A 13,149-nucleotide genomic window follows, 5' to 3' on the forward strand; every position below is an offset into this window, starting at 1 on the left:
CTCGCGCGGTGGTGGGCCCGGTGCCGCCTGCGACGGCTCACGCGCGGACCGCGCGCAGCGCTCCCGGCTTGCGGCCGTTGAGGCGGTCCAGGGCCGCCGTGGTGGCCTCGTCGGCGGGCAGGTGCACCAGGATCGTCTGGGCGTCGGCGTCCGGCAGGAACAGCATCTCGTGGGACAGCCGCAGCGGGCCGACCTCGGGGTGGGCGACCAGATCGTGTGCGCTGCGGCGCGGCGGCGCGGGCGCCGCGGCCATCCGGTCGGCGAAGGGCGCCCCCGCGGTGACGGTCAACTCGTCGATGAGCGCCGCCACTTGGGGATCGGGCAGCGGCGCCCCCTGCCGGAACCGCGCGATCTGGTCGTCGGCGACCCTGTCCCAGTCGGGGTAGACGGTGTGCGCCCGGGCGTCGGTGAACAAGTACCGCACGACGTTCGGCTGTTCCCCGTCCAGGATGCCGAGGGGGCCGGCGAACCGGGCGTATCCGTCGGTGTGGGCGAGGATGTCGCCGACCCAGTTGATCAGGACCGCCGGGGTGGGCTCCAGGCGGTCGAGGAGCGCGCGCACCGTGGCGCGTACGGAGTGCGAGGGCGCCGTGGCGCCCGCACACAGCACGGCGTCCGCCCCGCTCGCCTTGGCGAGCCGGCGCAGCAGCAGCCGCTCGTCCGTGTCGAGGCGCAGCGCGTCGGACAGGGCGCCGAGGACGGAGGCCGAGGGGTTGCGGTCCCGGCCCTGCTCGAGGCGGGTGAGGTACTCCGCGCTGATGCCCGCGAGCGTGGCGAGTTCGGAGCGGCGCAGACCGGGGGTGCGGCGTCGGGGTCCCGTGGGCAGGCCCACATCGGCCGGTGCGACCGCTTCCCGGCACGTGCGCAGGAACGTACCCAACTCGTTGTCAGCCACCCTGTGAACGTATCAATGCGCAGGGCACCGGAGCGTGGCCCTGTCACTACCAGCCTTGGCCCGGCCTTCCTCAACTGCCGCCACAGGCACAGGATGGGCGCATGGCTGACAACAACTCCCTGACCACGACCACGACGTCGACCTCCGCGCTGCCGCTCGCGCCCGGGGCCTGGACGCTGGACCCGCTGCATTCCGCGGTGAACTTCACGATCCGCCACCTGGGGATCGCGAAGGTGCGCGGCCGCTTCGCGAAGGTGGAGGCGGATCTGCAGGTGGGCGAGACCCTGGACGGCGTGCAGGTGTCGGCCACCATCGCGCTCGCCTCGATCGACACGGGCAATGCCGACCGTGACGCCCACACCCGCTCGGCGGACCTGCTGGATGTGGAACGGCGCCCGACCATGACCTTCCGCTCCACAGGGGTGAGCGGTGCGGACGAGGACTGGTCGATGGAGGGTGAGCTGACCATCGGCGACGTGACCCGACCGGTGACGCTCGACGTGGAGTTCGGCGGGGTCGTCGATGTGCCGGCGGACGGGAGCCGCCACGCCGGGTTCGAGGCGACGGGAGAGATCCGGCGCAGCGACTTCGGGCTCGATTTCGGCGGGGGCATGCTCGGTGATGTTGTCAAGCTGCAACTGGACATGCAGTTCGTGGAGCCGCGCGAACCGCAGGACCAGGCTGGTTGATGGTGGAACGCACGGCGCCCCGTGGGGAGTTCCCACGGGGCGCCGTGTTTTTCACGCAGCGTGACCGAGCGTGCGCGACGAACGGCTCGGCCCGGGAATCGGGCCGAGCCGTTCGACCACGTCAGGCCTTGCGGGCGCGCGACGCCGTCTTCTTGGCGGCGGGCGCGGCCTTCTTCGCCGACGACTTGGCCGCCGGCTTGGCCGAGGTCGCCTTGCCCGTGGCCGTCTTGGCCGTCGCCGTCTTCTTGGCCGGGGCCTTGGCGGCCGCCGCCACGGACTTCTTCGCCGTGGTCTTGCGGGTGCGGGCGGCGGGCACCACCGCGTCGCTGACCCGGTCGGCGCCGAGGATGTCGCGCAGGAACTTGCCCGTGTGGCTGGCCGGTTCGGACGCGACCTGCTCCGGGGTGCCCTCGGCGATCACGAGGCCGCCGCCGCTGCCTCCCTCGGGGCCCATGTCGACGACCCAGTCCGCGGTCTTGATGACGTCGAGGTTGTGCTCGATCACGATGACCGAGTTGCCCTTGTCGACGAGGCCGGACAGCACCGTGATGAGCTTGCTGATGTCCTCGAAGTGCAGACCGGTGGTCGGCTCGTCGAGGACGTAGACCGTGCGCCCCGTGGAGCGCTTCTGCAGCTCGCTGGCGAGCTTCACGCGCTGGGCCTCACCACCGGACAGGGTCGGCGCCGACTGCCCGAGGCGGACGTAGCCGAGGCCCACGTCGTTGAGCGTCCTGAGGTGGCGGGCGATGCCGGGGACGGCCTCGAAGAAGGCGAGGGCCTCCTCGATCGGCATGTCCAGGACCTCTGCGATGGACTTGCCCTTGTAGTGGACGTCCAGGGTCTCGCGGTTGTAGCGCGCGCCGTGGCAGACCTCGCACGGGACGTACACGTCCGGCAGGAAGTTCATCTCGATCTTGATCGTGCCGTCGCCCGAGCAGTTCTCGCAGCGGCCGCCCTTGACGTTGAAGGAGAAGCGGCCCGGCAGGTAGCCGCGCACCTTCGCCTCCGTGGTCTCGGCGAACAGCTTGCGGACGTGGTCGAAGACTCCGGTGTACGTCGCCGGGTTCGACCGGGGAGTACGGCCGATGGGCGACTGGTCGACGTGCACGACCTTGTCGACGAGGTCGTCGCCCTCCACGCGCGTGTGCCGGCCCGGAACGGAGCGTGCCCCGTTCAGCTCCCGCGCCAGGTGCGTGTAAAGGATGTCGTTGACCAGCGTGGACTTGCCGGAGCCCGAGACGCCGGTGACGGCCGTGAGGACACCGAGCGGGAAGGACACGTCGATGTCCCGCAGGTTGTTCTCCTTGGCGCCGTGCACGGTGAGGCGGCGCGCGGGGTCCACCGGGCGGCGGATGTCCGGGAGCGGGATGGACTTCTTGCCGGACAGGTACCTGCCGGTCATCGACTCGGTGTTGCTCAGCAGTTCCTTCAACGGCCCGCTGTGCACCACCTTGCCGCCGTGCTCACCGGCCCCCGGGCCGATGTCGACGACCCAGTCGGCGACCTTGATGGTGTCCTCGTCGTGCTCGACCACGATGAGCGTGTTGCCCATGTCGCGCAGTCGGACCAGGGTCTCGATCAGGCGGTGGTTGTCCCGCTGGTGGAGACCGATGGACGGCTCGTCCAGGACGTACAGGACGCCGACGAGCCCGGAGCCGATCTGGGTGGCGAGCCGGATGCGCTGGGCCTCGCCGCCGGACAGCGTCCCCGCCGCCCGGTTCAGCGACAGGTAGTCGAGGCCTACGTCGACCAGGAAGCGGAGTCGCTCGTTGACCTCCTTGAGGACGCGCTCGGCGATCTTCTTGTCGCGCGCGTTCAGCCGGAGCTTGCTCAGGAAGTCGGCGCAGTCGCTGATGGACATGGCCGAGACCTCGGCGATGGACTTCTCCATGACCGTGACGGCGAGCACGATCGGCTTGAGGCGCGTGCCCTCACAGGTCGGGCAGGGCACCTCGCGCATGTAGCCCTCGAAGCGCTCGCGGCTCGCGTCCGACTCGGCTTCGCTGTGGCGGCGCTTCACGAACGGCACGGCGCCCTCGAAGGGCGTCGTGTACACGCGCTCCCGCCCGTAGCGGTTGCGGTAGCGGACCTCGATCTGGGTCTTGTGGCCGTAGATGAGCGCCTTCTTGGCGCGCTGCGGCAGCCCGGCGAACGGGATGTCCGTACGGAAGCCGAGGGCGTCGGCGAGCGCCCCGATGAGGCGGCTGAAGTAGTCCTTGGTGTGGCCGTGCGACCACGGGTGGATGGCGCCCTCGTCGAGCGACTTGTCCTCGTCGGGAACGATCAGGTCGGCGTCGACCTCCATGCGCGTGCCGATACCCGAGCAGTCGGGGCAGGCGCCGAAGGGCGAGTTGAAGGAGAAGGAGCGGGGCTCCAGCTCTTCGAAGGACAGGTCGTCGTACGTGCAGTACAGGTGCTCCGAGTACATGCGCTCGCGGTCCGGGTCGTCCTCGGGGAGATCGACGAAGTCGAGCACGACCATGCCGCCGGACAGGCCGAGCGCGGTCTCCACGGAGTCGGTCAGCCGGCGCTTGGCGGAGTCCTTCACCGTGAGACGGTCGACGACCACCTCGATCGTGTGCTTCTCCTGCTTCTTCAAGGTGGGCGGCTCGGAGAGCTGGATCGTCTCGCCGTCCACGCGCGCGCGGGAGTAGCCCTTGGTCTGCAGATCCGCGAAGAGGTCGACGAACTCGCCCTTGCGCTCCCGCACCAGCGGCGACAGCACCTGGAAGCGGCTGCCCTCCGGCAGCTCCAGGACCTTGTCGACGATGGCCTGCGGCGACTGGCGCGCGATGGGGCGGCCGCACTCGGGGCAGTGCGGCTTGCCGATGCGCGCGAAGAGCAGACGCAGGTAGTCGTAGACCTCGGTGATGGTGCCGACCGTGGAGCGGGGGTTGCGCGAGGTCGACTTCTGGTCGATCGAGACGGCCGGCGAGAGACCCTCGATGAAGTCGACGTCCGGCTTGTCCATCTGGCCGAGGAACTGGCGGGCGTACGAGGACAGCGACTCCACGTAGCGCCGCTGCCCTTCGGCGAAGATCGTGTCGAACGCGAGCGAGGACTTGCCGGAGCCGGACAGACCGGTGAAGACGATGAGGGAGTCGCGCGGGAGGTCGAGCGAGACATTCCGGAGATTGTGCTCGCGCGCGCCACGGACGATGAGACGGTCGGCCACGCCGGTCCGCACCTTTCTTGGGAGAAGTGACAGGGGCCGGGCCCCCGTCTCTCGAGGTCTGACTCTCGAAGACGTCCCTGGAGGACTCTCTGGAGAAGTCTTGAGAAGGCTGTCTTTCGAAGACTAGGGGGAGCCACTGACAGCGCCGGTTGGTTTCCCTGGTTGGTAACAAACCCGGACCACCAAGAATGCCCGATGCCGCGATCGACCATATAGCACGTACATTCGATTCTGGCGCGAGGTCGGCCACCTTCACCCGAACGTGTGGCGGGACTATCGTCGGCGCCATGAGTGATCATGTACGCGACCTGGTGTCTGTACGCGAAGCGACCGACCGGCTGCTCGCCGCGGTCGGCACCCTGGACAACGCCGCTGTGACCGAGCCGTCACGGCTTCCGGGCTGGAGCCGTGGCCACGTGCTCGCCCACCTCGCCCGGAACGCGGACGCGCTCGTCAACGTCCTCGTCGGCCGCCCCATGTACGTGAGCGCCGAGGCGCGCGACGCGGACATCGCGCGGGACGCCCCGCGCGGGCTGCGCGCACAGGTCGACGACGTCCGGGAGAGCGCGGAGCGCTTCCAGGGCGTGGGCGACGAGGACGCGGACTGGTCCCGCACCGTGGAACTGCGCAACGGCGTCAAGGACGCCGCAGCCCATGTGCCGTTCCGGCGCTGGATCGAGGTCGAGCTGCACCACGTGGACCTCGGCATCGGCTACGAGCTGGAGGACCTCTCCGAAGAGTTCACCCAGCGGGAGATCGACTTCCTCGCCAAGCGTTTTCGCAATCACCCGGACCTGCCGCCGCTGCTGATCAAGCAGGACGACGGCCGCATGCTCTCCACGGGTGCGGTGCAGCCGCACTCCCTGGAAGAGATCAAGAGCGGCGCCGGCGGGCCGCCGCCGCTCGGCATCGTCGTCACGGGCCGCCAGGCGGACCTGCTGGGCTGGCTCTCGGGGCGCCGGGAGGGCGGCGCCCTCACCGTCGACCGGGGCTCCCTGCCCGCGTTGCCGCCGCTATAGGCTGAGCCCATGACGTACAGCGGAGCGGTGAAGGTCGGCGGCCCGGCGGACGTGCACGAACTGCAGGACCTGATGATCTCCAAGGTCGCCGTGGGGCCCATGAACAACAACGCCTATCTCCTTCGGTGCCGCGCCACCGATCAGCAACTGCTGATCGACGCGGCGAACGAGTCGGGGACGCTGCTCCGCCTCATCGGTGACGACGGCATCGCGGCCGTCGTCACCACGCACCGCCACGGCGACCACTGGCAGGCCCTCGCGGAGGTCGTGGAGGCCACTGGCGCGCGCACGTACGCGGGGCGCGACGACGTCGAAGGAATCCCGGTGGCGACGGACACCCCGGTCGGCGACGGGGAGACGATCGAGTTCGGCCGGATCTCCCTCACGGCCCGCCATCTGGTCGGCCACACGCCCGGTTCCATCGCCCTGGTCTACGACGACCGGCACGGGCATCCGCACGTGTTCACCGGCGACTGCCTCTTCCCGGGCGGCGTCGGCAACACGTGGAAGGACCCGCAGGCCTTCGCGAGCCTCATCGACGACGTCGAGACGAAGATCTTCGCGGCGCTTCCCGACGAGACCTGGGTCTACCCGGGACACGGGAACGACACGACGCTGGGGGCCGAGCGCCCGCACCTTCAGGAATGGCGCGCGCGGGGCTGGTGACCCTTTGGCCCCGTGCGGCGACGTACCGACCGCGCAGGGGCTGTTCACAAGATCGCAACGCCCGTTCCCAGCATGCGGAAAGTTGTCTGACCGGCCTCGACAGACACGGTTGCGCACTGTCAGTCTCCCGCCATGCCTCTCGCCCACCGCGCCGCGCGTGCTGCCGTCTGCTCCGCCGTCGTCCTCCTCGCTGCCGCCGCCTGTGCCCCCGAGCCCGAGGAGAAGGCCGAGCAGAAGCCCTCCACGGCCGCCTCCTGCTCCCCCGGCAAGCTGCCCACGGTGGCGTCCGGGAAGTTGACGGTGGGCACCGACAAGCCCGCCTACGCGCCCTGGTTCGCGGACGACGCCCCCTCCAACGGCAAGGGGTTCGAGTCGGCGGTCGCGTACGCCGTGGCCGAGAAGCTGGGCTACGACAAGGGCCGCGTGGCCTGGCAGACCGTGCCGTTCAACAGCTCCTTCGCTCCAGGAGCGAAGAAGTTCGACTTCGACATCAATCAGGTGTCGATCAGTGACGCCCGCAAGAAGGCCGTGGCGTTCTCCTCCGGCTACTACGACGTGCGGCAGGCGGTCGTCGCCCTGAAGTCGTCCAAGGCCGCGAAGGCGAAGTCCGTCGCGGACCTGAAGGACATCAAGCTGGGCGCCCAAGTGGGCACCACCAGCCTGGACTTCATCGACGACCTCGTGAAGCCGACGCAGAAGCCCGACGTCTACCAGAAGAACGACTTCGCCAAGTCGGCCCTGAAGAACGGCCAGGTCGACGCCATCGTCGTCGACCTGCCGACCGCGTTCTACATCACGGGCGCCGAGGTGACGGACGCCGAGGTGGTGGGGCAGTTCGAGAACACGACGGGTTCACCGGAGCAGTTCGGGCTCGTCCTCGACAAGGAAAGCGCGCTGACGTCGTGCGTGACGGGCGCCGTGGACGCCCTCCGCAAGGACGGCACCCTCGCGTCCTTGGAGAAGAAGTGGCTGTCGGACGCCGTCGACGCGCCGGTGCTCAAGTGACCGTCGTGAAGCAGTCGTCCGCCGCCGAGGACGCGTACGTCCCCTCCGCGCGCCGGCTGGCACGCGAGCGCCACAAGAGAGCCCGTACGCGTCGCGCGGTGGGCCTGGCGACGCTGAGCACTCTGGTGACGGGCGTCGTCCTGTTCGTCGTCGTCGTCAACTCCCCCGGCTGGGACCGCACGCGGGAGACCTTCTTCAGTGCGCACTACGCGCGCGTGGCGCTGCCGCAGGTGCTGGAAGGGCTCTGGCTGAACGTGCGCCTCCTGGCGGTGTGCGGAGCGTGCGTGCTCGTCCTGGGGATGCTGCTCGCTCTGGCGCGCACCGTGCGCGGGCCCGTGTTCTTCCCGTTGCGGGCCCTGGCCACGGCCTACACCGACTTCTTCCGCGGACTGCCGCTCATCATCTGCCTGTTGATGGTCATCTTCGGAGTGCCTGCGTTGCGCCTTCAGGGCGTCACCACCGATCCGGTGGTCCTGGGCGGTGCCGCGCTGGTCCTTACGTATGCGGCATACGTCGCCGAGGTGTTCCGCGCGGGGATCGAGTCGGTCCATCCCTCGCAGCGGGCCGCCGCGCGCTCCCTCGGGCTCAACAACCGGCAGACGCTGCGCTACGTAGTGCTGCCCCAAGCGGTTCGCCGGGTGGTGCCGCCCTTGCTGAACGACCTGGTGTCGCTCCAGAAGGACACCGGTCTCGTGTCCATCGGCGGGGCCGTGGACGCCGTGTACGCGGCGCAGATCATCGCCGGAAAGGACTTCAACTACACGCCCTATGTAGTCGCGGGTCTGGTCTTCGTCGCGCTCACCATCCCCATGACCCGCTTCACGGACTGGGTGACGGCCCGCATGGACCGGCGCCGCGCACAAGGAGGTCTCGTATGACCGGGCCCGTACTGCGGATGGAGTCCGTCCGTAAGACGTTCGGCGACGCGGTGGTGCTGCGCGATGTCGACCTGGACGTCGCGCCGCACTCCGTGACCGCGCTGATCGGCGCGTCCGGCTCGGGCAAGTCGACGTTGCTGCGCTGCGCGGGTCTCCTGGAGGAGATCGACGACGGGGCGATCTGGCTGGACGGCGAGGAGATCACCGACCCGCGCGTGAACGCGGACGCCGTGCGCCGGCGGATCGGCGTGGTCTTCCAGGCATACAACCTCTTCCCGCACATGACCGTCCTGGAGAACGTCACGCTCGCGCCGCGCCGGGTGCACGGCGTCGCGCGGGACGAGGCCGAGGAACAGGCCAGGGCGCTGCTGAAGCGCCTCGGGCTCGACGCCAAGGCCCGGGAGTACCCGGACCGGCTCAGCGGCGGCCAGCAGCAGCGTGCGGCGATCGTGCGGGCTCTGGCCGTACGTCCACGGCTCCTGCTCCTCGACGAGGTCACGGCGGCCCTCGACCCGGAGCTGGTGGGGGAAGTCCTCGACGTCGTACGCGACTTGAAGGACGAGGGCATGACCATGGTGCTCGCCACCCACGAGATGAGCTTCGCCCGTGAGGTCGCCGACCAGGTGTGCTTCCTGGAAGGCGGTGTGCTGCTCGAACGCGGTGCCCCGGAGGAGGTGTTCGGCGACCCGCGGCAGGAACGTACGCGACAGTTCCTGCGCAGGATCGTGGAAGCCGGCCGCCTGTAGCGGCTACGCCTGCGCCGCGCCCGGTGCGGCCAGCGCCGCGACCCGCTCCACCCCGAACGCGTAGCCCTGCACGCCGCATCCGGCGATCACGCCGTCGGCGCGCGCGGACACGTAGGAGTGGTGCCGGAACTCCTCGCGCTGGTGGATGTTGGAGATGTGGACCTCCACCACCGGGCCTTCGAAGGTGTTGAGGGCGTCCAGGATGGCCACGGACGTGTGCGAGTAGGCGGCCGGGTTGATGACGATGCCGACGTGGTGCTCCCGCGCCTCGTGGATCCAGTCGACCAGTTCGCCCTCGTGGTTGGACTGGCGGAAGTCGACCGTGGCGCCGTGGGCGGCGGCCGTTTCGGCGCACAGGGCCTCGATGTCGGCGAGCGTGTCGCGGCCGTAGATCTCCGGCTGGCGCTTGCCGAGGAGATTCAGGTTCGGGCCGTTCAGGACCAGGATCGGCGCGGTGGCGAGGTTGTGCGGCACGAGGGCCTCCGTACGTCGGGCGAATGCTCCTTGAGGGTCTATCACGGAGGCTTAGGGCGGCCGGGGTCTGCCTCCCGGCTCCGGAGTCACGACAGCCGTGACGGCCGGGCGGCATTGCGCGAGGGCGCCGGGCGCGGACAACCTGTCACGGCGTGACGGCGAGCTCCACGTACGCGGCGAGGATCACCAGATGCACGCCGCCCTGCAGCGGGGTGGCCCGGCCGGGGACGACGGTCAGGGTGGTGACCACCATGGTCAGCGCGAGCAGCACCATGTGCGTGGCGCCGAGCCCGAGGACGAGCGGACCCGACAGCCAGAACGAGGCGATGGCGACGGCCGGCACGGTCAGGCCGATGCTGGCCATCGCGGAGCCGAGCGCGAGGTTGAGGCTGGTCTGCACCCGGTCGCGGCGGGCCGCGCGCAGCGCCGCGATGGTCTCCGGGAGCAGGACGAGCAGCGCGATGATCACGCCGACCACCGCGTGCGGCATGCCCGCGGCCTCCACGCCGTGCTCGATCGTCTTGGAGACGCCTTTGGCGAGGCCGACCACGGAGATCAGGGCGAGGCCGAGCATGCCGAGGCTGGTCAGGGCGGTGCGGGTGGTGGGTACGTCCGCGTGGTCGTCGGCGTCGATGACCTCGCCGTGCTTGGTGATCGGCAGGAAGTAGTCGCGGTGGCGCACGGTCTGCGTCGCGACGAAGAGCCCGTACAGGACGACCGCGGCGACGGCCGAGAAGATCAGCTGGGAGGTGGAGAACTCCGGGCCGAGCTTGCTGGTGGTGAAGGTCGGCAGGACCAGGCACAGGGTCGCGAGCGTGGCCACGGTGGCGAGGGCTCCGCCGGTGCCCTCGGACTGGAAGACGGCCACACGGTGGCGCAGCGCGGCCGCGAGCAGGCTGATGCCGACGATGCCGTTGCAGGTGATCATGACCGCGGCGAACACCGTGTCCCGGGCGAGGGTGGAGCTCTTCGCCCCGCCATCGGCCATCAGGGTGACGATGAGCGCGACCTCGATGATCGTGACGGCCACGGCGAGCACCAGCGAGCCGAACGGTTCGCCGACGCGGTGGGCGACGACCTCCGCGTGGTGCACGGCCGCGAGGACGGATCCCGCGAGGACGACGGAGACGACGGCGACCAGCGCGCCCGGCAGGTCGCGCCCCCACGTGCACGCGAGCAGCACGATGGCCAGCACCGGGACGAAGACGGTCCACCGTGTGGCCAGTGCCCGGAGTCTGGTGATCATGCCTCGATGGTGCCCGGGGCGGGGCGGGGGCGCGACCTCGGCGCTACGCCGGCATCCGCGCGCGGCGCCTCGGTGCGCCGTGCCTCACTTCAGCTCGCGCGCGTCCTCGACGTCGCAGTCGGTGAAGACCGGCGGTCGGGTGCACAGCTCTGCCAGTTGCTCGCTGAGCAGCGTGACCTCGGGGCGTTCGTTGTTGCGCATCGCGTCGTCGTACGACGCGAACTCGATGATCGCGAGACAGCGGCCGGGTTGCTCGCGGTCCTGGAGCAGGAGGCGGTGCGTGGGGCCGCCGGGGGTGCCGGACATCTGCTGCTCGAACCGGTCGAGCAGGTCCCGCAGCTCGTCGATGCGTCGGGTCTCGAAGTCGATGATCTGGACGAACTTCTGGCTCATGGGGTCCTCCCCCGCCGTGCCGTCGCACCCCGGGCCGGGATGCGCTCAGGGCACAAGCAAGCACCGGGAGCGGGGCGCGGCAATCGGCCGCGCACCACTCCCGGTGCGGTAATCCCTACGCCTGACGCGGTCAGGCCTCGATGCTGTCCTTCTGAGCCGCTTCGGCCGCGTCCCGCTCGGCCTGCTTCTTCGAGGCGATGAGGCTGGTGATCGTCGTGACGATCAGGACGCCGCAGATGACGGCCAGCGAGACCGGGATGGAGATCTCGGGTACGTGCACACCGGACTCGTGCAGTGCGTGCAGGACCAGCTTCACACCGATGAAGGCGAGGATCACCGACAGGCCGTAGCTGAGGTGGACCAGCTTCTTGAGCAGGCCGCCGATGAGGAAGTACAGCTGGCGCAGCCCCATCAGGGCGAACGCGTTGGCCGTGAAGACGATGTACGGGTCCTGGGTCAGGCCGAAGATCGCGGGGATCGAGTCCATCGCGAACAGCACGTCGGTCATGCCGATGGCCAGCATGACGACCAGGAGCGGCGTCATGACCTTCTTGCCGTGCTGCTGGATGAAGAGCTTCGTGCCGTGGTACCGGTCGGCGACGCCGAACTTCTTCTCGATCGACTTCAGGAGGCGGTTCTCCTCGAACTCCTCCTCCTCGTCGTCCCCGAGCGCCTCCTGGATGAGCTTCCAGGCGGTGTAGATGAGGAACGCGCCGAAGATGTAGAAGACCCACGAGAAGTTGGCGATGACCGCGGCGCCCGCCGCGATGAAGATCGCTCGCAGGACCAGCGCGATGAGCACGCCGAACAGCAGTACGCGCTGCTGGAGGTGGGTCGGCACGGAGAACTTCGCCATGATCAGGATGAAGACGAAGAGGTTGTCGACGCTGAGCGACTTCTCGGTGATGAAGCCCGCGAAGAACTCGCCGGACGCCTGGCTGTTGCCCCAGATCAGCAGGCCGATGCCGAAGAGCACCGCCAGCGCGATCCAGACGACCGTCCAGATACCGGCTTCCTTGATCGACACGTCATGGGGCTTGCGCCCGATGAAGAAGTCGACCGCGATCAGGGCACACAGACCGAGAATGGTCAGTACCCACAGGGTCATTGAAACGTCCACTGCGCCTCCGGCGTCGTACGGCTACTGATCAGCGTCGTCGCTGCCGGAGGTCTCTTCCACCCGGGCGCGTGCCGCGCCTCGGGCCGACGCCCCGGGATCGACGGCCATCGGGCCGGATCGTCCGTATTGACGGGAACGCCGCGTACGGGAGTACTCCCCTCCGCGTAAAGAAGAGTACGCGAAAGACCCATGAGTAGTAAAGGTTTAGGTAAAGAAGTCCTCAAGTGTGCAGGTCAAAGGCCTCTACCCCGACGGGCTTCGGAGACCTTCGCGAGCACCTGCCGCAGCACCGCACTGCCGTGCGGGATCGTCGGCGGCTCGTACGTCCAGGCGTGCCCCACCCAGGGATCGGCCAGGTGGTCGTCGGGCAGCGGCGTCAGACGCAGCAGGGCGCGCCACAGCGGATCGAGGAGGGGGCCGTACTCGGCGGCGTCCTCCCGGTCGGCCACCAGCATCAGGTGCACCCCGACCTGCGGCCCTTCGTCGGCGAGATAGCGCAGCCTGGTGACGGCGCGGTCGTCGAAGCCGTGCGGGAAGTCGTGCACCATCAGCAGCTGCTCGGCGGTGTCCAGGTCGGGCGGCAGGGCGTCGACCGCACCGCTCCTGACGGCCATCTGGACGAGGTCGACGCGCTCCGTCAGCCGGGTCAGGGTCTCGGTGACGCCCGCCGCCCCGGTGGCCACGGGGCCGGCGAGCACACCGGCGTCGACGAGCGGGGCGAGGGCGCCCTTCGCCGTGCCCGCCGGGTCGATGACGTGCACGCCGAACTCGCCCGCCGGATAGGACGCGAGCAGCCGCGCCGCGTGCACCACCGCGGTGTGTGCGGCCCGGGCGCGCAGGGCG

At 69.6% G+C, this 13,149-nt stretch carries 12 protein-coding genes and 1 pseudogene; 6 read left to right on the forward strand and 7 right to left on the reverse strand.

The genetic code is table 11. From position 1 onward, the window contains the following. Positions 1–37 precede the first annotated feature (37 nt). Positions 38–895 (reverse strand): helix-turn-helix transcriptional regulator, encoded by an 858-nt coding sequence (locus G3I40_RS26870; protein ID WP_164304757.1) that lies wholly within the window; start codon positions 893–895, stop codon positions 38–40. Between the two features lie 101 nt (positions 896–996). Between G3I40_RS26870 and G3I40_RS26875 the strand changes: the two genes are divergently transcribed. Next, complete coding sequence (locus tag G3I40_RS26875) at positions 997–1,584, forward strand: YceI family protein (RefSeq protein WP_164304759.1); 588 nt, start codon at positions 997–999, stop codon at positions 1,582–1,584. A 121-nt stretch (positions 1,585–1,705) separates the two neighbouring features. Here the strand turns inward: G3I40_RS26875 and uvrA are convergent, their stop codons facing one another. Beyond that, positions 1,706–4,759, reverse strand: coding sequence for an excinuclease ABC subunit UvrA (gene uvrA, locus G3I40_RS26880; protein WP_164304761.1), 3,054 nt, complete (start codon positions 4,757–4,759; stop codon positions 1,706–1,708). Positions 4,760–5,046: 287 nt separating this feature from the next. Here uvrA and G3I40_RS26885 point away from each other — a divergent pair, with 287 nt between their 5' ends. The 5 genes from G3I40_RS26885 to G3I40_RS26905 all read left to right on the forward strand — a co-directional run bounded on the left by G3I40_RS26885 (position 5,047) and on the right by G3I40_RS26905 (position 9,073). Further along, positions 5,047–5,778, forward strand: a complete 732-nt coding sequence (locus G3I40_RS26885; RefSeq protein ID WP_164304763.1) for a maleylpyruvate isomerase family mycothiol-dependent enzyme — start codon at positions 5,047–5,049, stop codon at positions 5,776–5,778. A gap of 9 nt (positions 5,779–5,787) precedes the next feature. Continuing rightward, a complete protein-coding gene (locus tag G3I40_RS26890; RefSeq protein WP_164304765.1) occupies positions 5,788–6,444 on the forward strand; it encodes an MBL fold metallo-hydrolase in 657 nt (218 codons plus the stop codon). 132 nt (positions 6,445–6,576) lie between these two features. Next, complete coding sequence (locus G3I40_RS26895) at positions 6,577–7,449, forward strand: ABC transporter substrate-binding protein (protein ID WP_164304767.1); 873 nt, start codon at positions 6,577–6,579, stop codon at positions 7,447–7,449. After that, the gene (locus G3I40_RS26900; RefSeq protein ID WP_164304769.1) at positions 7,446–8,327 is read left to right on the forward strand and encodes an amino acid ABC transporter permease; all 882 of its coding nucleotides are present in this window, start codon (positions 7,446–7,448) and stop codon (positions 8,325–8,327) included. The genes G3I40_RS26895 and G3I40_RS26900 overlap by 4 nt, the downstream gene beginning before the upstream one ends. Then, entirely contained in the window at positions 8,324–9,073 is a 750-nt protein-coding gene (locus G3I40_RS26905; protein WP_164304771.1) for an amino acid ABC transporter ATP-binding protein, read from the forward strand. Before G3I40_RS26900 ends, G3I40_RS26905 begins: the two co-directional genes overlap by 4 nt. Positions 9,074–9,076: 3 nt before the next feature. Here G3I40_RS26905 and aroQ read toward each other — a convergent pair whose 3' ends face one another. From aroQ to G3I40_RS26930, 5 genes and pseudogenes are all read right to left on the reverse strand, one after another. Beyond that, entirely contained in the window at positions 9,077–9,547 is a 471-nt protein-coding gene (gene aroQ, locus G3I40_RS26910) for a type II 3-dehydroquinate dehydratase (protein WP_164304772.1), read from the reverse strand. A gap of 145 nt (positions 9,548–9,692) precedes the next feature. Then, positions 9,693–10,793 carry an ionic transporter y4hA gene (locus tag G3I40_RS26915; protein WP_164304774.1) on the reverse strand — a complete coding sequence of 367 codons (1,101 nt, stop codon included), beginning with the start codon at positions 10,791–10,793 and terminating at the stop codon, positions 9,693–9,695. 84 nt (positions 10,794–10,877) lie between these two features. Continuing rightward, complete coding sequence (locus tag G3I40_RS26920) at positions 10,878–11,186, reverse strand: RNA-binding protein (protein ID WP_164304776.1); 309 nt, start codon at positions 11,184–11,186, stop codon at positions 10,878–10,880. Positions 11,187–11,316: 130 nt separating this feature from the next. Next, positions 11,317–12,306, reverse strand: coding sequence for a TerC family protein (locus G3I40_RS26925; RefSeq protein WP_164304778.1), 990 nt, complete (start codon positions 12,304–12,306; stop codon positions 11,317–11,319). A 233-nt stretch (positions 12,307–12,539) separates the two neighbouring features. Continuing rightward, positions 12,540–13,149 (reverse strand): annotated as a pseudogene (locus G3I40_RS26930) (export associated protein); the annotation flags it as partial.

Origin of the sequence: Streptomyces sp. SID14478 (genome assembly GCF_010548525.1) — a bacterium.
Taxonomy (GTDB): domain Bacteria; phylum Actinomycetota; class Actinomycetes; order Streptomycetales; family Streptomycetaceae; genus Streptomyces.

Bases quoted from the DNA above. Each gene is read 5' to 3' on its own strand.
- G3I40_RS26915 (WP_164304774.1), bottom strand. From the start codon at position 10,793: ATGATCACCAGACTCCGGGCACTGGCCACACGGTGGACCGTCTTCGTC.
- G3I40_RS26920 (WP_164304776.1), bottom strand. From the start codon at position 11,186: ATGAGCCAGAAGTTCGTCCAGATCATCGACTTCGAGACCCGACGCATC.
- G3I40_RS26890 (WP_164304765.1), top strand. From the start codon at position 5,788: ATGACGTACAGCGGAGCGGTGAAGGTCGGCGGCCCGGCGGACGTGCAC.
- G3I40_RS26875 (WP_164304759.1), top strand. From the start codon at position 997: ATGGCTGACAACAACTCCCTGACCACGACCACGACGTCGACCTCCGCG.
- G3I40_RS26905 (WP_164304771.1), top strand. From the start codon at position 8,324: ATGACCGGGCCCGTACTGCGGATGGAGTCCGTCCGTAAGACGTTCGGC.
- G3I40_RS26885 (WP_164304763.1), top strand. From the start codon at position 5,047: ATGAGTGATCATGTACGCGACCTGGTGTCTGTACGCGAAGCGACCGAC.
- G3I40_RS26895 (WP_164304767.1), top strand. From the start codon at position 6,577: ATGCCTCTCGCCCACCGCGCCGCGCGTGCTGCCGTCTGCTCCGCCGTC.